21 protein-coding genes are annotated in these 24,851 nt (G+C 74.5%); 17 read left to right on the top strand and 4 right to left on the bottom strand.

Going from position 1 to position 24,851, the window contains the following annotated elements; genetic code table 11:
* The first annotated feature begins 5 nt into the window (after positions 1 to 5).
* The 4 genes from IF27_RS30245 (at position 6) to IF27_RS13290 (ending at position 7,169) form a co-directional block, all read left to right on the top strand.
* A complete protein-coding gene (locus IF27_RS30245; protein WP_052849732.1) occupies positions 6 to 2,543 on the top strand; it encodes a caspase, EACC1-associated type in 2,538 nt (845 codons plus the stop codon).
* Positions 2,544 to 2,590: 47 nt separating this feature from the next.
* Entirely contained in the window at positions 2,591 to 3,565 is a 975-nt protein-coding gene (locus IF27_RS13300; RefSeq protein WP_190232934.1) for a hypothetical protein, read from the top strand.
* A 3-nt stretch (positions 3,566 to 3,568) separates the two neighbouring features.
* Positions 3,569 to 6,751 carry a CHAT domain-containing protein gene (locus IF27_RS13295; RefSeq protein WP_052849730.1) on the top strand — a complete coding sequence of 1,061 codons (3,183 nt, stop codon included), beginning with the start codon at positions 3,569 to 3,571 and terminating at the stop codon, positions 6,749 to 6,751.
* 70 nt (positions 6,752 to 6,821) lie between these two features.
* A complete protein-coding gene (locus tag IF27_RS13290) occupies positions 6,822 to 7,169 on the top strand; it encodes a hypothetical protein (RefSeq protein ID WP_052849728.1) in 348 nt (115 codons plus the stop codon).
* Between the two features lie 25 nt (positions 7,170 to 7,194).
* Here IF27_RS13290 and IF27_RS13285 read toward each other — a convergent pair whose 3' ends face one another.
* Positions 7,195 to 8,310: a substrate-binding domain-containing protein gene (locus IF27_RS13285; RefSeq protein WP_223291047.1), complete on the bottom strand. Its 1,116-nt coding sequence runs from the start codon at positions 8,308 to 8,310 to the stop codon at positions 7,195 to 7,197.
* A 143-nt stretch (positions 8,311 to 8,453) separates the two neighbouring features.
* On the opposite strand from IF27_RS13285, the gene IF27_RS13280 reads away from it, so the two are divergent.
* The 7 genes from IF27_RS13280 (at position 8,454) to IF27_RS13250 (ending at position 14,634) form a co-directional block, all read left to right on the top strand.
* Complete coding sequence (locus IF27_RS13280; RefSeq protein ID WP_052849726.1) at positions 8,454 to 9,737, top strand: ABC transporter substrate-binding protein; 1,284 nt, start codon at positions 8,454 to 8,456, stop codon at positions 9,735 to 9,737.
* A gap of 58 nt (positions 9,738 to 9,795) precedes the next feature.
* On the top strand, positions 9,796 to 10,743 hold the full coding sequence (locus IF27_RS13275; RefSeq protein WP_052849724.1) for a carbohydrate ABC transporter permease: 948 nt from the start codon (positions 9,796 to 9,798) through the stop codon (positions 10,741 to 10,743).
* Positions 10,740 to 11,651, top strand: a complete 912-nt coding sequence (locus tag IF27_RS13270; RefSeq protein WP_110945842.1) for a carbohydrate ABC transporter permease — start codon at positions 10,740 to 10,742, stop codon at positions 11,649 to 11,651. The genes IF27_RS13275 and IF27_RS13270 overlap by 4 nt, the downstream gene beginning before the upstream one ends.
* Positions 11,648 to 13,450, top strand: coding sequence for a DUF2264 domain-containing protein (locus IF27_RS13265; RefSeq protein ID WP_052849722.1), 1,803 nt, complete (start codon positions 11,648 to 11,650; stop codon positions 13,448 to 13,450). The genes IF27_RS13270 and IF27_RS13265 overlap by 4 nt, the downstream gene beginning before the upstream one ends.
* A 176-nt stretch (positions 13,451 to 13,626) precedes the next feature.
* The gene (locus IF27_RS13260) at positions 13,627 to 13,953 is read left to right on the top strand and encodes a PadR family transcriptional regulator (protein ID WP_052849720.1); all 327 of its coding nucleotides are present in this window, start codon (positions 13,627 to 13,629) and stop codon (positions 13,951 to 13,953) included.
* Positions 13,950 to 14,306 carry a DUF1048 domain-containing protein gene (locus tag IF27_RS13255; RefSeq protein WP_052849718.1) on the top strand — a complete coding sequence of 119 codons (357 nt, stop codon included), beginning with the start codon at positions 13,950 to 13,952 and terminating at the stop codon, positions 14,304 to 14,306. Before IF27_RS13260 ends, IF27_RS13255 begins: the two co-directional genes overlap by 4 nt.
* 1 nt (position 14,307) lies before the next feature.
* Positions 14,308 to 14,634, top strand: coding sequence for a DUF1048 domain-containing protein (locus IF27_RS13250; RefSeq protein ID WP_052849716.1), 327 nt, complete (start codon positions 14,308 to 14,310; stop codon positions 14,632 to 14,634).
* Between the two features lie 55 nt (positions 14,635 to 14,689).
* On the opposite strand, the gene IF27_RS13245 is transcribed toward IF27_RS13250, so the two are convergent.
* Positions 14,690 to 15,652, bottom strand: a complete 963-nt coding sequence (locus IF27_RS13245) for a phosphotransferase (RefSeq protein ID WP_223291046.1) — start codon at positions 15,650 to 15,652, stop codon at positions 14,690 to 14,692.
* Between the two features lie 47 nt (positions 15,653 to 15,699).
* Positions 15,700 to 18,729, bottom strand: a complete 3,030-nt coding sequence (locus IF27_RS13240) for an AfsR/SARP family transcriptional regulator (protein ID WP_110945841.1) — start codon at positions 18,727 to 18,729, stop codon at positions 15,700 to 15,702.
* A 285-nt stretch (positions 18,730 to 19,014) separates the two neighbouring features.
* Between IF27_RS13240 and IF27_RS13235 the strand changes: the two genes are divergently transcribed.
* The 6 genes from IF27_RS13235 to IF27_RS13210 all read left to right on the top strand — a co-directional run bounded on the left by IF27_RS13235 (position 19,015) and on the right by IF27_RS13210 (position 23,842).
* Positions 19,015 to 20,034 carry a ScbA/BarX family gamma-butyrolactone biosynthesis protein gene (locus IF27_RS13235; RefSeq protein WP_052849713.1) on the top strand — a complete coding sequence of 340 codons (1,020 nt, stop codon included), beginning with the start codon at positions 19,015 to 19,017 and terminating at the stop codon, positions 20,032 to 20,034.
* The gene (locus IF27_RS13230; protein WP_052849710.1) at positions 20,025 to 20,459 is read left to right on the top strand and encodes a hypothetical protein; all 435 of its coding nucleotides are present in this window, start codon (positions 20,025 to 20,027) and stop codon (positions 20,457 to 20,459) included. The genes IF27_RS13235 and IF27_RS13230 overlap by 10 nt, the downstream gene beginning before the upstream one ends.
* A 157-nt stretch (positions 20,460 to 20,616) precedes the next feature.
* Entirely contained in the window at positions 20,617 to 21,759 is a 1,143-nt protein-coding gene (locus IF27_RS13225) for an alpha/beta hydrolase (RefSeq protein WP_052849708.1), read from the top strand.
* 63 nt (positions 21,760 to 21,822) lie between these two features.
* Positions 21,823 to 22,614 (top strand): phosphotransferase, encoded by a 792-nt coding sequence (locus IF27_RS13220; RefSeq protein WP_052849705.1) that lies wholly within the window; start codon positions 21,823 to 21,825, stop codon positions 22,612 to 22,614.
* A gap of 122 nt (positions 22,615 to 22,736) precedes the next feature.
* Positions 22,737 to 23,024, top strand: a complete 288-nt coding sequence (locus IF27_RS13215; protein ID WP_052849703.1) for an Rdx family protein — start codon at positions 22,737 to 22,739, stop codon at positions 23,022 to 23,024.
* Entirely contained in the window at positions 23,021 to 23,842 is an 822-nt protein-coding gene (locus IF27_RS13210) for a nucleotidyltransferase domain-containing protein (RefSeq protein WP_110945839.1), read from the top strand. Before IF27_RS13215 ends, IF27_RS13210 begins: the two co-directional genes overlap by 4 nt.
* Here the strand turns inward: IF27_RS13210 and IF27_RS13205 are convergent.
* Complete coding sequence (locus tag IF27_RS13205; RefSeq protein ID WP_223291045.1) at positions 23,821 to 24,726, bottom strand: putative RNA methyltransferase; 906 nt, start codon at positions 24,724 to 24,726, stop codon at positions 23,821 to 23,823. The two genes, IF27_RS13210 and IF27_RS13205, sit on opposite strands and share 22 nt — an antisense overlap.
* Positions 24,727 to 24,851 lie beyond the last annotated feature (125 nt).

Genomic DNA, 24,851 nt, shown 5'->3' with positions numbered 1-24,851 from the left:
CCGCCGTGGCGAAGCGTGCCCTGATCATCGCCAACAGCCGGTACGACGACCCGCACTTCACGCCGCTCCCGGCCGCCACCGCCGACGCGGCCGCGCTCGCGGGCGTGCTCGGCGACCCGGACATCGGCGGCTTCGCGGTCGAGACGCTCATCGACGGCGACCAGCGTTCCGCGCAGCGTGCCCTCGAATCCCTCTTCACCCGGGCGGGTCCGGACGACCTGCTCCTCCTCCACCTGTCCCTGCACGGCTGGAAGGACCTGCGGGGCCGGCTGCACTTCGTCATGCGCGACACCGAGCGCGACCTCCCCGGCTCCACGGCCGTCCCCGCCGACATGGTCGGCGACTGGATCGGGCAGAGCCGCTGCCGCCGCATCGTCGTCCTCCTCGACTGCTGCTACAGCGGGGCGTTCACGGTGAACGCCCGGCGGCGCGGCGGCGACCCACCCGCCGTCGATGTCGCCGAGCCCTTCGCGGGCAACGGCCGGGTGGTGCTCACGGCGTCCACCGCGCTCCAGTACGCGCACGAGGCCGAGCGGGACGTCCGCTCCAGCCGTGCGCCCGCCGAGCCGTCCGTCTTCACCTCGGCGGTGGTGGACGGCCTGCGGGACGGGTCGGCGGATCTCGACGGCGACGGCCTCGTGTCGGTCCACGAGCTGTACACCTACGTGCACGACCGGGTGCGGCGGCGCGTCGCCGCCCAGACGCCGACGCTCAGCGTGGACAACGCGCAGGGCACGATCCACATCGCGCGCAACCCGCGCCACGGCGACGCCGAGCGGCTGGCCGAGCTGCGGAACGCCGTCCTCGGCCCGGAGGCGTGGCGGCGCGCCGGTGCCCTGCACCTGGTCGAGCGGCTGCTCGGCAGCGTGCGCGGGCCGAACCGTGACGCCGCGCGCGACGCGCTGCTCACGCTCACCGCCGACGCCGACCGCGACGTGGCCGCGCGGGCGCGGGCGTTGTGGCACGGGCGCGGGCTCGGCGAGATCCCCGCGGCGCCGCCGCCACGCCGACCGCGTGACAAGGACCGCGGGCGCGGGCGGGACACCGGCCCCCGCCCGATCGTCGGCATCGACTTCGGCACGACGAACTCGGCGATCGGCGTGGTCGAGGGCGGGGACGTCCGGCTGATCCCCAACGCCGAGGGCGCGTTCACCACGCCGAGCGTGGTCGCCGTCACCGCCGAGGGCGATGTCCTGGTCGGCACGGCCGCGCAGCGGCAGGCCGTCACCAACCCCGAGTACACCGTGCGGGCGGCGAAGCTGCGGCTCGGCACGGACTGGAGCGTCACGCGCGGCGGCGTACGTCTGACGGCGCAGGAGGTCGCCCGGCTGATGCTCGCCCGCCTGCGGGCCGACGCCGAGGCCGCGTTGGGCGGGCCGCTCGGCGGGGCCGTGCTGACGGTGCCGGTGGGCTTCGGCCTCGACCGGCGGGCGGCGCTGGTGCGGGCCGGTGAGCTGGCGGGGCTGCGCGTGGCCCGCGTCGTCAGCGAGCCCACGGCCGCGTCGATGGCCTACGGCCTGAACCGGGAGGACTGCACCGTCCTGATCTTCGACCTCGGCGGAGGCACGCTCGACGTCTCGCTCGTGGAGATCGGCGACGGCGTCGCGGAGGTCAAGGCGGCGGCGGGGGACGACCACCTGGGCGGCGACGACTGGGACCTGCGGATCGTCCGCGACCTGACCGACCGCGTGCGGCGGTCGCACGGCGTGGACCTGAGCGGCGACGTCGCGGCGGTCCAGCGGCTGCGGGAGGCGGCGACGACGGCGAAGTTCGAGCTGTCGGCGGCGCACGCGGCGTCCGTCCGGCTGCCCTACCTGGCCACCGGCCCGCGCGGCCCGGTGCACCTGGACGAGGTCGTCACCCGCGCCCAGTTCGAGGACCTGACGCGCGATCTGCTGCTGCGCTGCCGCAGACCTGTCGAACAGGCCCTGCGCGACGCCGGGCTCGCGTTCGCCGACATCGACCGGGTGATCCTGACGGGCGGCGCCACCCGGATGCCCGCGATCGGCGAGCTGGTCCGTGAGCTGACGGGCGGGCGCGAGCCCTATCGCGGGCTGATCCCCGAGGGCGTCGCCACGGGCGCCGCGCTCCAGGCCGGTGTCCTGACCGGCGCGGTGAAGGAGGTGCTGCTCCTCGACGCCTGCTCCGCGTCGCTCGGGGTGGGGACCAGGGGAGGGATCACCGTGAAGCTGATGCAGCGCAACACGGTGATCCCCGAGAAGCGCCGGGAGACGTTCACCACCGGCGCGGACGGCCAGCCCGTGATGCTCCTGCGCGTCGTGGAGGGCGAGAGGGCCGCCGCCGCCGACAACAGGACCCTCGCCGTCCTCGAACTGGCGCTGCCGCCCGCCCCCAGGGGCGTGCCGCGCGTCGAGGTGGCGATGGACGTGGACGCGAACGGGGTGCTGCACGTCGCGGCCCGGGACCTCGGCACCGGCGCCAGGGTGGCCGCCACCGTCGATCACGCCACCGTGGAGGCCGCCGCCGCCCGTACGGCGTCGCCCGGCTGGAGCGACAGGTACGCCCCCGTGCTCCTCCCGTGACGCGCGCGGCCATATCCCTTGTATACGACGGGACTTAGGCTGTCCCGGTGAGCCTGTTCCGACGACGCCCCGGCCGACGGTCCGCCGTGCCCGCGTGGTGCGCGTGGTTCAGCCCCGAGGAGTGGGACGCCTTCAAGGCACTGGTCGAGGAGAGCGTCACGGACGAACGCGGCGACGGCGTCCGCGTCGTGGGCGACGAGCCCCTCGCGCGCGGCCACGCGCGCGACGGACGCCCGTACATGACCGAACTCGGCGACCTCGCCGCCGAGTTGCGGGGCCTGCCGCGCGACGCGTGGCCCGACGCGCTCGCCGCCCACTTCGAGCGGCGCAACGCGACCGTGGACCTCGGACTCGGCCTCCTCGACGGCCCCTTCGACGCCGCGCGCCACCACCTCCTGCCCCGCGTCTTCCCCGACGACGGCCAGCCGGGCGGCTACGGCCGCACCCACGCCCGTGGCCTCGGCGGCGGCCTGTACGCCACCCCCTGCCTCGCCACCGACGGGGGCAGCTTCACGGTCGAGACGGCCCACCTCGCCCGCTGGGACGTCTCGCCCGACGAACTGTGGGCCGTCGCGCTGCACAACCTGTACCGCGAACCGTGCGACTCCGGCACGGTCGGGCAGCCCGGCGCGGAGTTCCACGCCCTCGCGGGCGGCGGCTGGTGGACCGCGTCCCACCTCCTGCGGATGCGCGAGCTGGCCGGACCGGCGCCGTACGGCGTCCTGGTCGTCGCGCCGCGCACGGACGCGCTGCTGTACTGGCCCGTCACCGGCCTCGACCTGTTCGTCGCCGGGCCCGCCCTCCACGCCGCCGGGCGGGACCTCTTCGGCCGACCCGGCGAGGACGGGCGCCAGCTGACGCCGGACCTGCTGTGGTGGTCCGACGGCCTCCTCGACCCCGTCACCCTCCCCGTCATGGGCGACAACGGCACCACCGACGGCTCGCGGGAGAACCCGCACGTCCTCAAGGCCACGCCCCGGTTCCTCGACATGCTCAAAGCCCTCGGCGCACTGGGAAGTTGACCGATGTTCCGCCGCTCCGCGCCCCCGCCGCACCTCGCCGCCGTCCAGGCCCGCATCGACGCCTGGCAGGGCGCGCGCGACGCCGACGCCGTGCTCGATCCCGAGGCGAGCCACGAGGCCACCGCGCTGATGACGGAGCTTCCCGATCGCGGCGGGCGCGCCGTCTGGGAAGCGGGCGTCCTCGCCGCAGGACTGCTGCGCTGGTGCCAGTACGAGGCCCTGACCGCGCGCGGCGAGCACGGACGGGCCGACGCCCCCTACCAGGCGGCCCTCGCCCAGCTCTACCTCATCGACACCTCACGCCGTGGAGGCGCGCGCCGCGCACTGCCCCCGCCCGTCGTCGCCCTCTTCGCCCGCACCCCCGCCGTCCGCCGCGACGCGCAGGGCGCCATGGCGGACGCCGCCCGCGCCATGGGCGACCTGGCGGCACGCGGTATCCCCGAGGCGGAACGCGGCGGCCTGCCCCCGCCCACCCTGCCCGACGACGTCGGCGAACACGCCGTCCTGGACCACGCGGTGGCGACGTTCGACCACGCCATGGCCGCCGTCGGCGCCTACACGCGCGACCACGACACGGCGTCCCTGCTGCTGTGCATGGCGCTGATCCAGCGGTACGAGCGCGGCGGCCCGCCGCCCGACCTGGAGCGCGCCGTCGCCGTCCTGCGCTGGATGACGACGCCCGGCGGCATGACCGGCGATCCGACGCAGGCCGAACGGCTCCTCGGCCACGCCCTCTACCTGCACGGCAGCGCCACCGACGACGCGGCGGAGCTGGACGAGGCGATCGTCCTCCTCCGGGCCGCGCTCGACGGCCTCCCGCCCGACCACCCCAGCGTCCCCGAACGCTGGAGCCTCCTGGCGCGCGCCCACTACGCGCGGCACCTCGCCGCGCCGGACGACGCGGCGCTGAACGCGGCGATCACCGCCGTACGCGCCGCCGTCCGCGTGTCCGGCACGCTCGGGCAGGCGGACCGCGCGCTGCGGCTCGCCGAGCTGAGCGACATGCTCGTGGAGCGCCACCACCGTTCCTCCGACCGCGCCTCGGCCGACGAGGCGCTGGCCGCAGCCCGGGAGGCGAGGGCCGTCGCGGGGGACCCGTCGGCGGCCCGCCGCGCCGGTGCCGCCCTGGGCCGGGCCCTGCTGGCGCGCTTCGCGTACGCGCCCGACCCGGCGTACCTGACCGAGGCCGTGACGCTGCTGCGCGACGCCGACGACCCGGCGGGGCCGCAGGACGTGACGAAGCGGCTGGACGACCTGGCCGTCGCCCTGCTCCTCACCCACCGCCACCGCGCCGCCGTCGAGCCCGGCAGCACGGACACGGCCGCGCTCGACGAGGCGATCGCCCTGCTGCGCGAGGCGGCCGAGGCGGCGCCCACGCCCGCCGCGCGCGCCAACGTGCTGATCAACACCGGCGCCGCCCTCGTCGGACTGCACCGGATCACCGGAGATCCCGGGCTGCTCCCCGAGATCGCCGCCGCCTACCGCGCCGCAGCCGACGGCGCCTCCCAGCCGGGCACCCGCGCCACGGCGCTGCACAACCTGGCCCAGATCCTGGGGGAGCGTGCGACGGACCACGGCGAGGTCGCGCTGCTGCCCGAGGCCGGCGCCGTCATGCGTGAGCTGACGGACATGGCGGAGGCCGCGCCGTGGCTGCGGCTGGACGCGGCCCGGGCCTGGGGCGGTTGGGCGGCGCGCGGCGGCGACTGGGCGGGCGCCACGGAGGCGTACGCGCGGGCCGTCGCCGTCCTGCCCGAGCTGGCGCCAGGGCATCTGCGGTCCGCCGACCGCGTCGGCCTGCTGGCCGGGAACTTCCAGGTGACGCGCGACGCCGCTGCCGCCGCCCTGCACGCGGGCCGCCAGGAGACCGCCCTCGAACTTCTCGAACAGGGCCGCGCCATCCTCCTGACGTCCGCCCTCGCCCTCGACCACGGGGCCGCCGACCTGCGCGCGGCCTCGCCCGCCCTCGCCGACGCGCTCGAACAGGTCCGCGACGCGCTGGCCTCGCGCGTCACCGATCCCGACCGGCGTCACGAACTCGGCGGCCAGTGGCGGGCGCTCGTCGCGCGGGTCCGTGAACTGCCGGGCCTCGGCGACTTCCTGCGCCCGCCGGACGCCGCCGCGCTCGCCGCCTGCGTCACGCGGGGCCCGGTCGTCACCGTGAACGTGAGCGCGCACCGCTGCGACGCGCTCGTCCTGGACCGCGACCGGCTGCGCGTCGTCCCCCTCGACGCCCTGGACCCCGGCGAACTGGACGACCGCGCCCGCCGGTTCGCCCGTGACGTGGCCGTCGCGCAGGACCCGGCCGCCCGGCGCCCGGAGCGCGTCGCGGCCCAGCGGTCCCTGCGCGACACGCTCGCCTGGCTCTGGGACACGGTCACGGGTCCTGTCCTCGACGCGCTCGGGCACACCGCGCCGCCGCCGGACGGCGCGCCCTGGCCGCGCGTGTGGTGGTCGCCGACCGGCGCGCTCACCGCGCTGCCGCTGCACGCCGCCGGGCACCAGGGCACGGACCTGACCGTCCTCGACCGTGTCGTGTCCTCGTACACGCCGACGGTGCGCGCCGTCCGCGCCGTGCCGCGCGCGTCGGGCGACACCTGGCTCCCGGCGCTGGTCGTCGCCGTGGCGGACTCACCGGCGGCCCCGCCGCTGCCCGGCGCGCCGTCGGAGGCGGCGTTCGTCCACGGCGAGATCGGCGGACGGCTGCTCACCGGCCGGGACGCGACGCGCGAACGGGTGCTCGCGGAGCTGGGCCCCGGCGGGCTGGCGCACTTCGCCTGCCACGCCCACCTCGACACGCTCGCCCCGGCGATGGGCCATCTCGCCCTGGACGACCAGCCGTTGCTGATCTCCGACATCCACCGGCTGCGGATCGCGGACGCGGAGCTGGCCTTCCTGTCGGCCTGCGCGACCGGCCTCGGCCCTGACGAGGTGGCCGACGAGTCCGTGCACCTGGGCTCCGCCTTCCGCCTCGCGGGGTTCCGCCACGTCGTCGCGACGCTGTGGCAGGTCCAGGACAGCGCGGCGGAACGGCTCGCACGGGACTTCTGGACGGCCCGCGGCGCGCACGGCGACACGGCGCTCGCGCTGCACGAGGCCGTCCGCGCCGCGAGGGAGGCGGCGCCGCCGCTGGTCACGGTCTGGGCCGCCCACGTCCACACGGGTGTCCAGGCGCCCCCCGCGGCATGACCGGGGAACCGCGCGCCCGGCGCCGTACGTCCCCGCCGACGGCGTCCTGACGGGTGGCGGAGGAGACGGCATGGCGCGGGAACCGGGGGCGGAGTCGGCGAACGCGGGGTGCCTGCTCGCCGTCGCCGGTGGTGTGGCGGCCCTGCTGACGGGCGCGCCGCGCGCGTCGTTCAGCCTGAACGGCGGATTCGAGGGGCACGCGCGTGACCTGACCGTCCCGTTCGTGCAACTGCCGCTGATCGTCCTCGGCGCCGCTCTGCTGCCCCTCGCCGTCGGGGCGCTGACGCGGCGCCACACGACCCGCGCCTGGCTGCCGGTCGCCGTGTCCCTGACCGCGCTCGCGCTCGGGCTGGCGGGCGTGACGGCCTGGTGGACGCCGCGCCAGGAGCCCGATCCCGGCTACGGACCGGGCATCTGACGTATCCGACCTGGCTGGCGGGCCGTCAGCCGCTCTCCTCCTTGGCGCCGCAGGAGCGGCGGATGATCAGCCGGGGCTGCATCGTCACGCGGCGCGGCGCCGAGGGGTGGGCGTCCAGCTGGTCGAGCAGCATCTCCGCGGCCAGCTCGCCCAGTTGCCGCTTGGGCGGGGAGACGGCGGTGAGCGGTACCTCGGCGAGCGCGGCGATCTCGTCGTCGTAGGCGATCAGCGCCAGGTCCTCGGGCGAGCGCATCCCGCGGGCGCGCAGCCGCTGGAGGAGTTCGATGGCGTCGTGGTCGGAGTGCACGAGCGCGGCCCGCACGCCTCCGGCCAGGCAGCCGTCGATGAACGCGTCGTACTGCCGCGCCGCATGGGACGAGCCGAGCGCGGTGCGTTCGGCGTCGATGACGGGCGCCGCCGGGTCGAGACCGAGCGCGCGGACCGCGTCCGTCCAGCCCTCGCGCACGACCGACGCGGTGGGCGTGTCCGTGAGGTAGAGCGCGACGCGGTCGTGCCCCAGCGACCGCAGGTGCTTCACGGCGAGGAACGCGCCCTGGCGGTGGTCGGTGATCACGTACTGGCAGGGCTCGTACGGGTCGAGGGGCTGGCGTTCCATCAGGACGTACGGACGGCCGCAGTCGCGCAGCGCGGCGAGGGTCTCCTCGGGGAGGTGGTGCGGGCCCGTGGTGGCGGCGAGGATCCCGGCCACGCCCGAGTCGCACAGCTCCTCGATCTGCCGCACGTCGCGCGGCCGGTCCACGTTGGTCAGCCCGATGACGACCCGCGCGCCGCGCCGCGCCGCGACCTCGCGGACCCCGGCGAGGACCCGCGGGTAGTAGTACGTCGCGGAGGGGACGAGCAGGCCGAGCGTACGGTCGCCCGCCGGGGGCGCGGCCTCGGGCGCGGGGGGCGCCGCCGGTTCGTCGGCGGTGTCGGGCCGTGACGACGCGCGGTCCAGGAGGATGGCGCCGCCGCGGACCTTGGTGAGGCGGCCGAGGTCGGCCAGCTCCTGGAGGTCGCGCCGGATCGTACCCGTGGACACGCCGAAGCGCTGGGCGAGCTCGGCCACGCGTACCGCACCGGTGGCGTGCAGCTCGCGCAGCAGCAGCTCCTGGCGTTGTTCCACGAGCATGTCGGCCATGTCCGTGAGTCCTCTCTCGATGCTGCATGCAGCTTAATGGACGATCGTAGAGCTTGATGAACGAAGTTGATTGTTTCTATTGACTGATTGTCGATGCTGGGCCAGTGTGCTGGGGCACAACGCCAACGAAGGAGAGGTGCCTCGTGCTCCGACGCATTGTCGCGGCGGCGGCTTCGGTCCTGATGCTCGCCTCCTGCGGGCTGGCCGACGGTGGCGCCGACGGCCCGACCGAGATCACCTACTGGTCATGGGTGGCCGGTTCGCAGGAGATCGTTGACCGGTTCAACGCCACACATGACGACATCCAGGTCAATTTCGAGCAGATCCCGGCGGGGACGTCCGGCGGCTACTCGAAGATGTTCAACGCCGTACGGGCGGGCCGCGCCCCCGACGTCGCCACCGTCGAGTACCCGCAGATGCCCGGCTTCGTGACGCAGAACGTCATCCAGCCCATCACCCGCTACGGCGTCGAGGACCTCGCGGGCGAGTACCCGGAGTGGGCCTGGCGGCAGGCCGCCCTCGGCGACGAGGTCTACGGCCTCCCCAAGGACGTCGCCCCCACCGTGCTCTTCTACCGCTCCGACCTCTTCGAGGAGTACGGCCTCCAGCCGCCCACCACCTGGGACGAGTACCGCGCCACCGCCGAGCAGTTGCAGGAACGGAACCCCGAGGCGGCCATCACCACCTTCAGCACCGCCGACGCCGGACTCGTCTCCAGCCTCGCCTGGCAGGCGGGCGCCGACTGGTTCGACACCTCCACCGGCACCTGGGCGCTGGAGACCGACGACCCCGCGACCACGCGCATGACGGAGTACTGGGACGGCCTCATCGCGGACGGCCTCGTCAACGCCGAGCCGACGTACGCCGAGAAGCACATCAACGACCTCAACGCGGGCACCTCCCTCACCCTGCTGGCCGCCCCCTGGAGCGCCGCGAACCTCTCCCGGTTCGTGCCCGAACTCGCCGGGAAGTGGGGCGTCGCCCCCCTGCCGACCTGGGACGGGCAGCCGCGCGCCGGGAACTACGGCGGCTCCGTCATGACCCTGCCCGTCGGCTCCCCGCACCCGGACGAGGCCATGGAGTTCGCCCGCTGGGTCTCCACCTCCCCCGACGCCGTCGAGGCCGCGTCCACCATGTCCACGGCCTTCCCCGCGAACGTCAACCTGGCCGACGCCTGGGGCGCGGCCACCGAGGCGGCCATGCCGTACGTCCAGGGCATGAACCTCACCGCCGTCGCCAGGGAGGCGGCGCTCAGCATCGACCCCGCCTGGGAGTGGGGCCCTGACATGACCAACGGCTTCCAGCGCCTCAACGACCGTACCGGCGCCGCCGTCGGCTCACCCGGCGGCCTGACCGCCGCCCTGCGCCGCTGGCACGACGACATGCTCGACGAGATGCGCCAGCGCGGCTACGAGGTGACGGGCTGACGGGCCGCCGATCCGGCAGGACATCGTCACCCGACGGAGAGGAACGACAGGGACAGTCATGGCATCCATCACCGGCACCCCGGGCCGCACCGGCACCAAGGGGAAGGGCACCGCCGCCACACGCGGCGGCAGGCGAGGCGGCGTACTGCTGCTGCTCGGCCCCTTCTTCGCACTCTTCACCTTCACCTACATAGGGCCGATGCTCTACGCCCTGTGGCTCAGCTTCTTCCGCGACCGCTACGACGGCATCGGCTGGGACGGCCCCCAGCGCGTCTTCGCGGGCTTCCACAACTACGCGCGGGCGCTCACCGACGAGCAGTTCCTCCAGGGCACGGGCCGCGTCCTGCTCTACGGCGTCATCTACGTGCCGCTGCTCATCGCGCTGTCCGCGCTCTTCGCGCTGCTGCTCGACACGGCGATCACCGCCGGGCGCCGCTTCTTCCAGACGGTGCTGTTCCTCCCGCACATCGTGCCGGGACTGATCGCCGCCATCGTCTGGGTGTACCTCTACACCCCCGGCCTCAGCCCGATCATCGACGCGCTCGACGCGATCGGCGTCCAGGCCGACTTCCTAAACGGCGGCGGCGTCCTCGGCTCGCTCGTCAACATCGCCGTCTGGCAGTCGCTCGGCTTCAACGTCGTCCTCATCTACGTGGCGCTCCAGGCCATACCCAAGGCCACCATCGAGGCCGCGCGCATCGACGGCGCGGGCGAGATCCGTACCGCCTTCTCCGTGAAGCTGCCGCAGGTCTTCCCCGCGGTGATGGTCGCCACGCTCTTCACCATCATCGGCTCGCTCCAGCTCTTCACCGAGCCGCAGATCATGTCGGCCTCGGGCAACAGCTCGGTGACCAGCACCTGGACGCCGAACATGCTCGCCTACTCCGCCGCCTTCAACAGCAACGACTACCACTACGCCGCCACCGTCTCCGTGCTGATCGCCGTCCTCGCCGGAGTCCTCTCCTTCGCCGTCACCACGTTCGCCAACCGGAGGAGCGCACGATGACCGACGTCCTCACCCCGGAGCGCCCGGCACCGCCCACGCCCCGCGAGTCCCGCCCGGAACAGCACGGCAGCGCCTGGTGGCTGCGCCGCTCCACCGCGACGATCCTGTGCGCGATCGCCGCGATCTACACGCTGATGCCGCTGGTCTGGCTCGTCTTCGGCGTCACCAAGACGCTGCCCGAGCTGTACAGCGCCAACGGCTTCTCGCCCTCGGCCGGTTTCCACGTCTTCGACAACATCGCGGACCTCTTCCGCCAGGACGACGGCATCTTCGCCCGCTGGATCCTCAACACGGCGGGCTACGCCCTCGGCGGCGCCGCCATCGCGACGCTGCTGTCCGTCGCCGCCGGGTACGCCTTCGACAAGTTCCAGTTCCCCGGCCGCGAGAAGTGGTACGCCGTCGTCATCGCGGGCGTGCTCATCCCGCACACCGCGATCGTCGTCCCGCTGTACCTCATGATGTCCGAGGCCCAGATGACGGACACCTACTGGTCCGTCCTCATCCCGGTCATGGTCAACCCCTTCGGCGTCTACCTCGCCCGCGCCTACTCCTCCGGCGCCATCCCCGACGAACTCCTGGAGGCCGCGCGCCTCGACGGCGCCAGCGAACTGCGCACCTTCTTCTCCGTCGGGCTGCGCCTCATGGGCCCGGGCGCGCTCACCATCTTCCTCTTCCAGTTCATCGCCATCTGGAACAACTTCTTCCTCCCCCTGGTGATGATCACGGACAACGACCTGTTCACCATCGGGCAGGGCCTGTTCACCTGGAGCTCGGCGGACGGGCAGAACCCGGACTACACCCGCATGGTCGTCGTCGGCTCCGCCGTGGCGACGATCCCGCTCATCCTGCTGTTCATACCGCTCCAGCGCCGCTGGCGCGCGGGCCTGACGGAAGGCGGCATACGTTGAGCACCTCCCCCCGCAGCGCACCCACCCCCACGGCGGCCCGTCCACCGGACGACCACCGCCTCTCCCCGCACACCGGCTTCACCCGCGCCCACTGGGAGTGGGCGGCGGACAGCATGCTCGCCGCCGTCCGCCCCCACGCCAACGCCAGCGGCTCCCTCATCGACCTGCCCGGGCCCGCCAGCGTCTCAGGGCGCTGGAGCGACGGATTCGAGGGCTACGCGCGGACGTTCCTCCTCGCCGCGTTCCGCGCCGTCCACGCCGCCGACCCCGAGCCGATCCTCGCGCCCTACGCCACCGGCATCGCGGCGGGCACCGACCCCGCCTCGCCCGAACGCTGGCCGACACCCGAGGAGATCGGCCAGGCGCGCGTCGAGGCCGCGTCCGTCGCGCTCGCCCTCCACGAGACGCGGGCCCTGCTGTGGGACCGGCTGGACGACGGCGTGCGGCAACGCGCCGTCGCCTGGCTCTCCCAGATGTCCGGCATCGACGTCCCGCAGAACAACTGGGTGTGGTTCCGCGCCGTCGTCGCCGCGTTCCTCCGCTCCGTCGGCGCCCCCCACTCCACCGCCGACATCGCCCACGCCGTCGCCGCCACCGACGGCTGGTACCTCGGCGACGGCTGGTACACGGACGGCGGCGAACGGAACTTCGACCACTACAACGCCTGGGCCATGCACCTGTACCCGCTGTGGTACTGCCGCATCACCGGCGACACCCCGGAGACGGCCGCACTGTCCGCGCGCTACCGCGAACGGCTCCACGCCTTCCTGCGCGACGCCGCCCCCTACCTCGTCGGCGGCGACGGCGCCCCGCTGTTCCAGGGCCGGTCGCTGACCTACCGGTTCGGCGCCGCCGCCCCCTTCTTCAACGGCGCGCTGTTCGACGCCACCCCGCTGTCGCCCGGCCTCACCCGCCGCGCCGCCAGCGGCATGCTGCGCTACTTCCTCGACCGGGGCGCGACCGAGGAGGACGGGCTGCTGTCCCTCGGCTGGCACCGCCGCTTCGAGCCCGTCAGGCAGCCGTACTCGGGGCCCGCCTCCCCTTACTGGGCCAGCAAGGGCTTCACCGGCCTGCTCCTCCCGCCCGACCACCCGGTGTGGACCGCCGAGGAACAGGACCTCCCCGTCGAGGCGGGCGACTTCACGCTCACGCTGCCCGTGCCCGGCTGGCTCGTCTCCGGCACGTCAGCCGACGGCGTCGTCCGCATCGCCAACCACGGCACCGACCACACCCCGCCGTACCACCACGTCTACAGCCTCCGCGCCTACACGACGCACACCGCCCCCGACCACGACGGGCCCGACCCGGACCGCGAAACCCCCGTCGAGCGCCTGTCCGTCACCGGCCGCACCGCCCTGTCCCGCTCCGGCAGCACCACCACCGCCGCGGCGGTCAAAGGCCCCTGGGAAGTACGCGTCGTCCACGTCACCGGCTCGGACCCCGTACGCATCCCCGGCCACACGCTCGCAGGGCCCGTCCCGCCCTCGGGCGACCACGGCCTGACGCGCCGCACGGACGGTCTGACCAGCGCGCTGCTCGTGCTGTACCCGGCGTTCAACGCCACGGTCACCCTGCGCCGCGGACAGGACGTCAATCCCTACGGCACGCACAGTGCCACGCCCGTGTACGAGGCCGCCGCCTCCGCCGGCGCCCCCCACGTCGTCGCGCTGTACCTCGGCTCCACACCCCCCGGAACCCTCCCCACCGCACCCCGCGTCGCGCTCCACCCGACAGCTCCCACCGCCACCGTCACGTGGCCCGACGGCGAGAGCGACACCTTCCCCACCGGCGCCGCATAGGCGCCCGTCCTCCCACAGGCCGAGCCGAAGGGCCGCGTCCACCATCACCGCAGTGGTGGGCGCGGCCCTCGCGCGTGCCCGCGCCCCGGCAGGTCGCTGGCCACCTCCGGTACTCGGTGATACGTTGTACTGGTACTCGGTGATACCGGGTACCGGGGTGGTCGAGAGGACGCGCGATGGACGACCTGACGGAGATGCTGAAGGGCACGCTCGAAGGCTGTGTGCTCGACATCATCGGCGCCGAGGAGACGTACGGGTACGCCATCACCCGTCGGCTGAACGAGCTGGGCTTCACCGACGTCGTCGAGGGGACGGTGTACACCATCCTGCTGCGGCTGGAGAGGAACGGCCTCGTCCAGGTGGCGAAGCGCCCCTCAGGGGTCGGCCCGCCGCGCAAGTTCTACACGCTCAACGACGCCGGACGCGAGGAACGCGCGAGGTTCTGGGCGAAGTGGGAGTACGTCTCGTCGCGCATCGACAAGCTCAGGGAGGGCGGGAGATGACCTACTGGGAAACCGTCACGGGTAGTGACCTCACCAAGGAGTGGAAGGCGTTCGCGGCACGGGCCGCGGCCCTGCCGGAGGGCCACCGGGCGGCCTGGGAGCAGATCACGGTCGCTCTCCTGCCGCACGGGGACTTCACCGGCCGCAATCTGCTGCCGCTCCTCGACGCGGCCCTCGGACTGCTCGAAGAGACGGCCGCGGACGGGCAGGGTGTCCACGAGGTGCTCGGCGACGACATCCCCGGTTTCGCCACGGCGCTGGCCGGTGGAGCGGGCGCCAGGACCTGTCGCGACCGATGGCGCGAGCAGCTCAACAGGGACGTCGCGAGGAAACTGAGCCGGCTGGGAGGCTGACATGGGCATCCAGGACATCGTCGAGGGCAAGAAGCAGTGGCGGGCCCATGTGGCCCGGGTCAAGGCGCTCCCGCCCGACTACCGCATCGTCTACAAGGAGATGCAGAAGTACCTGTTCAAGGTCGGACCGATCGACCTGCCCGACGGGCCCCTGCTCCCCGGCATCGTTGACTTCTTCGAGGAGGGCGTCGCCGCGCGCAAGGGCGTCCTGGAGCTGATCGGCGAGGACGTCGCCGCGTTCTGCGACGGCCTGGTCATGGACTCACGCACCTCCGCGGACGCCTACCAGGAATCCCTCGGCGGGAGGCCCGGCACGGCCGGGACGTGACACCCGTCGCCGCTGCCCGGCCCGTTTGCGCAGGCGCGCCCTCCCCGACGACCGTTCAGGACAGGGCGCGCCTGTGGCGTGCCACCCACGCGTGCGCCGCCCGCACCTCGTCCGGCACACCCCGCTCCCGCAGCCGCACCATCGCCGCGTCACCGCCGTCCGCCCCCGCCTCGATGCCCCGCGCGCAACGCTCCTGCCACCACAGCACGTTCCCCACCACGTCCGCCGCCGTCAGCGCGCGCCCCCCGACCTCCCCGTACGCCTCGCACACCGCACGCACGGCCCGCGCAGCCCCCGGCACGTCCCGCACTCCCGGCCCCAAGCCCAGGAACTGCCAGCACAGATGCGCCACGTCGTGCACCCGCTCGCCAGGACCCGCCAGATCCCAGTCGATCAACGCCACAGGGCGCGACGTGCCCGGCGCGTAGACGGTGTTCCGCGGCGACAGGTCGTTGTGGCACACCACGTCGCCCCCCTCGCTCAGCGGCGTGCCCGCCGTCAGGTCGTGGAACGCGCGCACCAGCCGCACGACCGCCGCCAGCGCCTCCGGCGCCCGTACCTCCCGCTGCCGCGCGTCCGTCAGGGCCGCCTCACCCGGGACGAAGCCCAGCACCTCCCGCCCGTCGTCGTCCATGCCCAGGTAGCGCGGCGCACCGCTCCACCCCCGCCGCGCGAACCACCGCAGCAGGTCGTGGACGTACGCCGCTCGTTCCCCCGGCCACCGGCGCACCGTCGAGCCGGACCTCACCACCTCGTTCACCAGCCCGCCGGGCAGGGGCCGCAAGCCGTCCGCGACCAGGGCGTCCTCCGGCAAGGCGCTGACCCGCACCGGATCACGCGTCGCGTCGAGGACGACCACGGGGAACGTGTCACCCGGCCGCGGCAGTGGCGCCCCATTGCGCCACGCGGGCAGTTTCGCGTTGTCCACCAGCCCCGCCGTGCCGTCCTCCAGCACGACCAGGACCCCCCAGGGGACAACGGACGTCACCCGTGCCGCCGACCGCTGATGGTCGAACACCCGTCACCTCCACTGCACCCGGCCGCCATGGCACGGGCCCCGGAGGCTCAGGCTATGCGCGCGAACGGCGCGGCCACATCCCGCGCCCTCGGCTGGGACTGCGGCTGCGGCTGCGACAGACGCCGGGCCACACCCGCGTAGCCGTGTCTTCGCGCCATGCTGCCCGCCTGCCGCTCCAGCAGCGTCCGCTCCGCCGTCTCCTGCATGCTCGCGACGAGCCCCACCATGGCGTGCAACTCGCCCCGCCGGTAGCTCAGCCCGCGCGACACGGTCAGCGCCGCCTGATGGTGGCCGACCGCCTCCAGCCGGTCGCCGATGAGCGTCATCGCCCGGCCCGCCGCGTTGTGACACTCGGCCAGGGCCCACCGGTCGCTGTGCGACTCGGCGATCAGCAGCCCCTCCCGTACGGCGGACCTCGCCTGCCCCTGGAGCCCGCGCCCCGCCTGCAACACGCCGAGATACGCCTGCGACAGCGCCGCCGTCCTCGGCAGCTCGCCGCTGAGCGACAGCGCCGCCTCCTGCGAGGAGAGCGCCAGGTCCTCCTGCCGGAGCTCCTCCTGCGCCACGCCCAGCTCCGTCAGCGCCATGGCCTCCAGCTGCCGCATGCCGAGGGCACGGGCCAGCCGCAGCGCCGTCCGGTAGTGCCGCAGCGCGATGTGCGGACGCCCGAGATCCACCTCGACCCGGGCCAGTCCGCACAGCGCCAGCGCGATCTGCCCCGGCCGCTCCACGGCCGTGAACAGCCGCAGCGCGTGCGTCAGCAGATCCCGCGCCTCCGTCAGATCGCCGCTCAGCCAGCGCAGCCTGCCCAGGAACTCGTAGGCCGCCGCCTGCAATCCGGGCAGCTCCTGCTCCCGCCCGATGGACAGCGCCTGCTGCGCGTACTTCTCCGCCTGATCGACCTTCCCGCCGATCAGCATCGCGTCGATCAGCGAGACGCTCAGCTCGCCCTCCGCCTGACGGTCACCGGCGCGCCGCGCCGCCCGCAGACCGGCGAGCGCCCCGGCCAGCCACTCCGGCATCAGGCTCTTGTGCTTGCACATCCCCCACAGCCGCTGCGCCAGCATCCAGGCGGCGGGATAGGGCCCGTGCTCCGCCGCGCAGCCCGCGAGCGCGGGCAGGTTCAGCAGCTCGGCGCCCGCGTCCCGCCGCACCGCGCGCGCCGCCGCGCTGTCCGGCGCGGGCTCCGTCGTGATCGTCCCGCCCGGCGACGCCACGTGCAGCCGCGCCGAGCCCCCGGCCAGCACGGACGCGGCCCGCAGGGACCAGGCCGTGAGCCGGTGGACGGCCGCCTCGCGTTCGTCCGGCCGCTCGTCGGTGAGCACCCGGCGGCGTGCGTACTCGCGCAGCAGGTCGTGCGGGAAGCGGTAACGGCGGGTGCCGAAGGGCTCGATCAGGTTCGCCGCCACCAGCGAGTCGAGGACGCGTTCCGTCTCCTCCTCGCCGAGGCCCGCCAGCGCGGCGGCGGCCCGCCGCGTCAGCTTCGGCCCCGGCACCAGCGCCAGGCGCCGCAGCACGAGGCGGGACGTCTCGTCCAGCGAGTGGTACGACAGGTCGAGCGACGCCGACACGGACAGCTGCTCGTCGCCCGGCACCGCGGCGTGGGCGAGCGGGTCCTCCGAGGTGAGGCGCCGCGCGATGCCGTCCAGGTCCTCCGACGTCACCGACGCGCCCGCCGCCACCAGCCGCAGCGCCAACGGCAGGTAGCCGCACAGCCGCGCGATCTCGGCCGCCGACTGCCCGGCGGCCGGGCCGAGCATGGTGTGCAGCAGCTGCTCCGCGTCGTCCGCGGGCAGCACCGGCAGATCGACGTGCCGGGCGCCCTCGCCCGCGACGAGCCCGGTGAGCCGCCGCTGACTGGTGATCAGCACCGCGCACCCCGAACTCCCCGGCAACAGCGGCCGTATCTGCTCGGTGTGCGCCGCGTTGTCCAGCACCACGAGGACGCGGCGCTTGGCGAGCAGCGAGCGGAAGAGGCTCGACCTCTCGCGCGTGTCCGGCGGGACGTGCTGGCCCGCCACGCCGAGCGAGCGCAGGAACCCGCCCAGGATCTCCGTCGGATGGGCGGGCCCCAGCGGGTCGAATCCGCGCAGGTCGGCGAAGAGCTGCCCGTCGGGGAAGTCGTCGATGACCTGGTGCGCGCAGTGCACGACCAGCGCCGTCTTCCCGACGCCCGCCGTGCCCTCGACGTACACGATCGGCATGCCGCCCGACCGCAACAGGCCGGTGATGCGCTCGACCTGCTCCGTGCGGCCGGTGAAGCCGTACGCGTCGTGCGGCAGTTGGGCCGGTACGGCTGCCGGTGCCTCCGCCGGGCGCGGTCGGCGCGGCGCCTGGGCGCCTCCCGACAGCACCAGTTGGTGCGCGGCCCGCAGCTCAGGGCCCGGGTCGGTGCCGTACTCCTCGGCGAGGCGCTGCCTGATCCGCGCGTAGACGTCGAGCGCCTCGATCTGCCGTCCCGAGCGGGCGAGGGCCCGCATCAGCAGGCCGTGCAGGTGCTCGCGCTGCGGATGCTCGGCGGCCAGCCGTACCAACTCGGGCACGTGCTCCGGCCCGTGGCCCAGGTCGAGGCCGAGCGCGTGGCTCTCCTCCAGCGCGATGAGCTGCTGTTCGGCGAGCCGGTCCCGTTCCAGTTCTATGCCGGGACCCATCGTGTCCTCGGCGAGCGGGCCGCGCCACAGCGCCGTGGCCCTGGTCAGTGCCTCCGCGGCGCGGGCGGGTTCTGCCTCGTTCTTGAACGAGCGCGCCGCGGCGAGGAGTTCCTCGAACTCCCACAGGTCGAGGCCGCCGCGTGGGTCGATCGCGTAGCCCGCCGTGGTGAGAGTGATCGGTGCGGTGGCGGGCAGGCAACGGCGCAGGCCCGACACGTACTTCTGGATGAGGTTGACCGACGGGGTGGGCCCGTCGGCCCCCCAGACGGTCGCGATGATGCGCTCGGCGGAAACAGGCCGTGGCGCGCGCAATAAGAGTGCGGCGAGAACGGCGCGTTGCCTGGGCGGACCGAGGGGGATCTCCACCCCGGCCCGCAGTGCTCTCAGTGGACCGAGAACCTCGAATCGAACCCCGTATTCAGTCATGACGAAACCCCGTATTCGATCACAACGTACCCGAAATGGTCACTTTCGGTGGTGCCCCCAGCTGATATGTGGAGCATAGGCGATGGCGCGTGTGGGTGGGCGGACGGTTACGTGGTGTTCATCAACACCCCTCCCTTAGATACCAAATGGTCGTTCATGCGCATTCTGGGCAACACATCGCGCAGCCTCTTCAGCGTTTCTTCCAGCCTCCGGTCAGCGCGGACCGTCATCGTCGCCGACAGGGCACCGGGGGGTGCCCGCACGGACCCGGAAGGAGAGCACGGCATGACCCTGCCCATGGAACTCCCCTCGTCCACCACGCGTGACCGGCTCACGTACGACGCGACCGTCCCGCGCGCGATGGTGCACCGGGCCTCGATCGCCGAGGTCTTCGTCACCGACTCGGTCGCCGCGGCGACCAACGGCATCGGCCGCTCGGAGGCGTCGTTCGAGGTGGCCGCGCAACTGCCGCGCGGCCACGTCATCGGAGAGAACTCGGCCGGCTACGACTTCCTGCTCATCGTCGAGGTGATGCGGCAGGCGGGCGTGTACGTGGCCCACCAGCACCTCGGCGTGCCGCTGGACACGGCCTTCATCTTCAAGTCGATGAACTACTGGGTGCGTTCGCTCGAAGCCCTGCGCATCGGCCCGCGCCCGGCCCATGTCGTCGTCGTCCTGACGGTGCGTCCGGAGCGCAACCGGGCCGGACGCGTCCTCGGCTTCGACTTCGACGGCACGCTCCTGGTGGACGGCGTACGGACGCTGGAGGCGTCGGGCGGGCTCGCGTTCGTCGGCCGCCGCGCGTTCGGCATGCTGCGGGCCAAGGGCCGCGACCGGGCGGCGAACGCCGAACCGGCCGCCGTCCTCAGCTCCCGGCTCGCACCCGCGGCTGCGGCCACCGTCGGCCGCCGCGACCGCCGCAACGTCGTCGTCACCGAGCCGACGATCGGCCCGCGCGGCACCGCGCAGTCGCGGCTCTACGTGGACACCGAGCACCCGCACCTCTTCGACCACCAGCTCGACCACATCCCGGGCAACCTCCAGCTGGAGGCCGCCCGCCAGCTCGCCGTCGCCGCCGTGGCACGGCTCCACGGTCTCTTCCCCGGCGAACTCGCCGTCACCCGTCTGCGGGCCGACTTCACCGACTTCGCCGAGCTGGACCTGAACACCACCGCCGAGGCGAGCGTGGACGGGGTGCGCCACGCGAAGGAGCTGGGCCTGCTCGCCGTGCCGGTCGCCGTCCGGCTCCGCCAGGGCGACACCACGGTCAGCGACATCGTCGTCGAGGTGGCGCAGTGGCACTGACGCCCGGTGACCCAGGCCACCGGGCCGTCCGCCTCATCCCGCTCGCGGACGACTACGGCCAGACCCTGTCCGACCCGCTCGCAGGCGCGCGGGACGGCCGGGACGGCCGCGGCCGAGGGGAGACGGCGGGCCGCTCCGGCATGCCGTCGGCGACCGTCGCCGCCGCCGTCGAGGCGGCCACGGAACGGCACGGCGCCGCGCTGATGGCCGAACTGGGCAGCCGCCTGCCGCCGTGCGCACCGGACGCCACGGAACACGGCGGCGACAGCGACACCGACGCCGCGGACGCCGAGTCCGACGCGTCGGATCCCCGCACACGGGGGCAGCCCGCCCCCACCCGGCGGCTCCCCCTTCCCCTCGCCGCCCCACTCCCGCACATCTCCCCGTTCCGCATCACCACCCCGTCCGCCGTCCGGGCCGCCTGACCACGCGGCCCACGTCCCCTGAGTGTTTCGCACCTCCCGCATGTCCCGCCCCGGCGGCCACGCGCCGCCGGGCTCTTCCGCATGGCGTCCGACGCCATGCTCCCCACCGCGCCCCACGCCCCGTACGACACGACGCGACGTGAAAGGTCCCATCACGATGGCGCGCGCCCGAACACCGCTCCTGGCAGCCGCGGCTGCCCTGCTCTCGCTCACCCCGCTGCTCCAGACGGAGCCGCGCCAGGCGTGGGCGTCCTCCGGCAGGCCCTCGGGCCCGCCCGTGACCCCGGCGGCGACGACGGCGCCCGGCGCCCCGCCGGAGGCCGAACTGCCGCCCGACGTGGTCGAGCTGCCCGTCAGCTTCACCGTCAGGAACGTCAACCGCTCCCGGGCCGCCTGCGCGGTGGACGGCGGCACGTACACCGTCCGCGGCCACCTCACGGCCCCGCGCGCCGCCCTGGAGCGCGGCGACGGCCTGTCCGTGACGCTCTTCCAGCACGACATCGCCAGCGGCGAGTGGTTCTGGCGCCTCGACGCGCAGGGCTTCCACGTCGCCCGCGAACTCGCCGCCCGCGGCCACGCCTCGGTCACCGTCGATCGCCTCGGCTACGGCGCCAGCGACATCCCGCCGGGCACCGGCCTGTGCCTGGGCGGCGGCGCCGACATCGCCCACCAGATCATCGGACAGCTGCGCGCGGGCGACTACGGCACGGAAGGACGGGACGCGGAAGGCGAAGGCACGGACACGGCGCCGACGTTCGACCGCGTCTTCCTCGCGGGCCAGGGCAACGGCGCCCAGCTCACCCAGATCGCCGGGTACTCCTTCGACGGCATCGACGGCCTCGTCCTCATGGACTGGACCGACCTCGGGCTCGACCCGCAGATCAACGCCCCCTTCTTCGCCGCCCTGCCCACCTGCCTCGCGGGCGCCGACAACGGCTACACCTACTACGACGCCACCCCGGCCGACTTCGCCGAGGAGAACTTCGCCGACACCCCGCCCGGCCTCCTCGACCTCGCCGTCCCGCTGCGCAGCCCGCACCCGTGCGGCGAGATGGTGTCCCAGCCCGCCGCCGTGCTGGCCGACGTCCAGTACCTCCGGGACATCGACACGCCCGTGCTCTTCCTCTTCGGCGAGGACGACGCACGGGTCGGCGACCCCGAGGCCCAGCGCGCCCTGTTCACCGGCGCGGACACCGAGCTCGTCACCGTCCCCGGCGCCGGGCACTACGTCACCTTCGGCCGCCGGGCGTCCGTCCTGCACGACGCGCTGGCCGACTGGCTCACCCGCCAGGGCCGCTGAGCCAGGGGCGGGCGCGCCGTAAAGCCGCGGCGCGCCCGGCCCCCGGCTGGAACAATCCGCCGGATGAACGAGCCAGAGGTACCGCTCACCGGCGGCAACGTCAGCGCGGGCGTCGTACGCGTCGGGGAGACCGTACGGCGCCCCGCCGGGCCCTGGACCCCGGCGGTGCACGCGCTGCTGCGCCACCTCCACGCGTCCGGCTTCCGGGCCGCGCCCCTGCCCCTCGGCATCGACGAGCGGGGCCGCGAGATCCTCACCCACGCGCCCGGGACCACGCTGTGGCCCGACCGGATGGACGTCCTCGCCCCGCCCGACCGCCTCGCCCGCGTCGCCCGCCTGATCCGCGCCTTCCACGACGCCGCCGAGACGTTCACGCCCCCACCCGACGCCGCCTGGCAGCGCCTCCTGCCGGTGCTGGACGACGGCCCCACCCTCGTCGGCCACCACGACATCGCGCCCTGGAACCTCGTGGCGGACGGCCCCTCAGGCGCCTGGACCCTCATCGACTGGGACGGCGCGGGCCCCACCACCCGCCTGTGGGACCTCGCCTACGCCTGCGCGGGCTTCGTCCGCCTCACCGGCGCCGCCCCCTTCGCCCGCCCCGACGAGGAGACGGCCGCGCGGCTGCGGACCTTCGCCGACGCGTACGGGCTCGACGGGCCCCGGCGCCGCGCCCTCGTCCCGCTGCTCGGCCGCCGGGTGCGGGGCATGTACGACTTCCTGCTGGAGCGCGCGGCCCTGGGGGAGCGGCCCTGGGCCGACCACTGGCGGGACGGCCACGGCGACGCGTGGCGCGGGGACGCCGAGTACATCGAGGCGCGCGAGGACCTGTGGACGCGTGCCCTGCTCGCCTGACCTCGGCCCGCCTCCGTCCGCCCGCCTCCGTCCGCTCCGTGGGCGGCGCTGGACTTCACGCGGCGCCCGGCCGAGGATGACCGCACGACGTGACAGGACGTGACGGAAGGCGGCGGTTCTGCGTGGGGCACGAGGTTCGGATCGAGTACTGCACGCAGTGCCGCTGGCTGCCGCGTGCCGCCTGGCTCGCACAGGAACTCCTCACCACGTTCGAATCCGAGCTGTCCTCGCTCGCCCTCCAGCCCGGCACCGGCGGCGTGTTCCGCGTGAGCGTGGACGGCGAGCAGGTCTGGGACCGCAAGACGCAGGGGTTCCCCGAGCCCACCGCCGTCAAGCGCCTGGTGCGCGACCGCGTCGCCCCCGGGCGTTCCCTGGGCCACTCCGACTCCACCGCCGCCCCGCCCGCGTGACCCCCGCCGCGCGCCGCGACGCGGTCCGGGCGCTGCTCCTGGACCGCGCCCGCCGGGACGCGCGGATCACCGGCGCCGCGCTCACCGGCTCGGCCGCGCGCGGCACCGAGGACCGCTGGTCCGACATCGACCTCTTCCTCGGCCTCGCCCCGGACGTACCGGTCGCGTCGCTCCTGGCGGACTGGACCGCGTACCTCTACGGCGAGCTGGGCGCCCTCCACCACTTCGACCTGCGCGCGGGCGAGGCGACGTACCGCGCCTTCCTGCTGCCGGAGCCCGAACCGCTGGAGGTCGATCTCGGCCTCGCCCCCGGCAGCGCCTTCGGGCCGGTCGGCGACGGCGGCTTCCGTACCGTCTTCGGCACCCCGGTGGCCGCCAGGCCGGGCCCCGTGCCCGACACCGGGCACCTGACCGGGCTGGCCTGGCACCACGTGCTGCACGCCCGGATCGCCGTCGAGCGCGGCGCGCTCTGGAACGCGGAACACTGGATCAGCGCGGTCCGCGACCACGTCCTGACGCTCGCCTGCGCCCGGCTCGGCCTGCCCACCGCGTACGCCAAGGGCGCCGACCGCCTGCCGCCCGGCGTCACCGCCCCGCTGGAGGCGACGCTGGTGCGTGCCCTCGACCGCGCCGAGCTGACCCGGGCGCTCGGCGCGACGGTGGACGCGCTGCTCGGCGAGCTGGAGCACTCCGCGCCCGAGGCGGCCGGGCGGCTGCGCACCTGCCTGCTGGCCCTGGCGAACGGGGGCGGGGGCGGCGGCGGGGACGGGGGCCGGGGCCGTGACGACCGGGACGGTCAGGCGGGGCGCGGCCGGTAGACGGACACGCGGAACGAGGCGGTGACCTCGACAGGCGTGCCCAGCCCCGCCGCCCGGTCGCGCAGCTCCTCCTCCGTCACATGACGGGCCGTCGGGCCCATGCCCACCAGCCTGACGACCTCGTCCGTGTCCAGGGCGAGCGCGTGGTCGCGCTCCTCGTGCTCCTGCCGCGTGAAGTGGGCCCCGAGGGTGTTCCTGAGCCGTTCGTCCTTGGCGCCGTCCACCGACAGCAGCCCCAACCGCCGCTGCAAATCGGCGAGATGGCGGTCCGTGGGCGTCACGACGAGGAGGGCGCCCGTGGGGGAGAGCACGCGGTGGAACTCCGGGCCGTTGCGGGGCGCGAAGACGTTCAGCAGCACGTCCACCGAGCCCGTCCGTACCGGCAGCGGCTGCCAGACGTCCCAGCTCGCCGCCACGGCCCTCGGGTGCGCGCGGGCGGCGCGGCGCAGCGCGGGCACGGACGTGTCGAGGCCGAGCCCTGCCGTGTCGTCCGGCAACGCGTCGAGGACGGCGGCGAGGTAGTGGCCCGTGCCCGCGCCTGCGTCCAGGAGGACGCCGCCCGGCGGGCAGAGCGCGGCCGTTCTGGCGGCCAACGTGTCGGTGAGCGGTGCGAAGTGGCCCGAGCGGAGGAACGCGTCGCGCGCCGCGACCATCCCGGCCGTGTCGGCGGTCGCGGCCGGTCTGCCGCCCGCCAGCAGCGGGGCGTACCCCTGGCGGGCGAGGTCGAACGTGTGCCGCCGCTCGCAGCGCAGGGTGCGGCCGGTCAGGGTGAGCGCGCCGCCGCACGGTGGGCAGCGCAGCACGCCCAGCAGCCGGGGCCAGGGCGCCGGTGTGTCCGTGTCGGTGTCGTCGTGCGGGGCGGCGCTGCGGGTGAGGTCGGGCATGCGAGGTCCTCGGCAGCCGTTCCGGCCGCGGGTCGGGGTGGGGTGGTCCGCTCGGGCGCGCACAGGGGGAACAGCGGCGGCCTCTTCGAGGTCACGCCGCTGTTCCGTCCTCCTCGTCATCGCCG

This window comes from Streptomyces avicenniae, from assembly GCF_000719135.1.
GTDB classification, from domain to species: domain Bacteria; phylum Actinomycetota; class Actinomycetes; order Streptomycetales; family Streptomycetaceae; genus Streptomyces; species Streptomyces avicenniae.
This window is presented reverse-complemented; position numbering and strand designations above follow the sequence as displayed.

Bases quoted from the DNA above. Each gene is read 5' to 3' on its own strand.
- IF27_RS13205 (WP_223291045.1), bottom strand. From the start codon at position 24,726: ATGCCCGACCTCACCCGCAGCGCCGCCCCGCACGACGACACCGACACG.
- IF27_RS13250 (WP_052849716.1), top strand. From the start codon at position 14,308: ATGGGCATCCAGGACATCGTCGAGGGCAAGAAGCAGTGGCGGGCCCAT.
- IF27_RS13260 (WP_052849720.1), top strand. From the start codon at position 13,627: ATGGACGACCTGACGGAGATGCTGAAGGGCACGCTCGAAGGCTGTGTG.
- IF27_RS13255 (WP_052849718.1), top strand. From the start codon at position 13,950: ATGACCTACTGGGAAACCGTCACGGGTAGTGACCTCACCAAGGAGTGG.
- IF27_RS13275 (WP_052849724.1), top strand. From the start codon at position 9,796: ATGGCATCCATCACCGGCACCCCGGGCCGCACCGGCACCAAGGGGAAG.
- IF27_RS13235 (WP_052849713.1), top strand. From the start codon at position 19,015: ATGACCCTGCCCATGGAACTCCCCTCGTCCACCACGCGTGACCGGCTC.
- IF27_RS13285 (WP_223291047.1), bottom strand. From the start codon at position 8,310: ATGGCCGACATGCTCGTGGAACAACGCCAGGAGCTGCTGCTGCGCGAG.
- IF27_RS13225 (WP_052849708.1), top strand. From the start codon at position 20,617: ATGGCGCGCGCCCGAACACCGCTCCTGGCAGCCGCGGCTGCCCTGCTC.
- IF27_RS13240 (WP_110945841.1), bottom strand. From the start codon at position 18,729: ATGACTGAATACGGGGTTCGATTCGAGGTTCTCGGTCCACTGAGAGCA.
- IF27_RS13270 (WP_110945842.1), top strand. From the start codon at position 10,740: ATGACCGACGTCCTCACCCCGGAGCGCCCGGCACCGCCCACGCCCCGC.
- IF27_RS13290 (WP_052849728.1), top strand. From the start codon at position 6,822: ATGGCGCGGGAACCGGGGGCGGAGTCGGCGAACGCGGGGTGCCTGCTC.
- IF27_RS13295 (WP_052849730.1), top strand. From the start codon at position 3,569: ATGTTCCGCCGCTCCGCGCCCCCGCCGCACCTCGCCGCCGTCCAGGCC.
- IF27_RS13220 (WP_052849705.1), top strand. From the start codon at position 21,823: ATGAACGAGCCAGAGGTACCGCTCACCGGCGGCAACGTCAGCGCGGGC.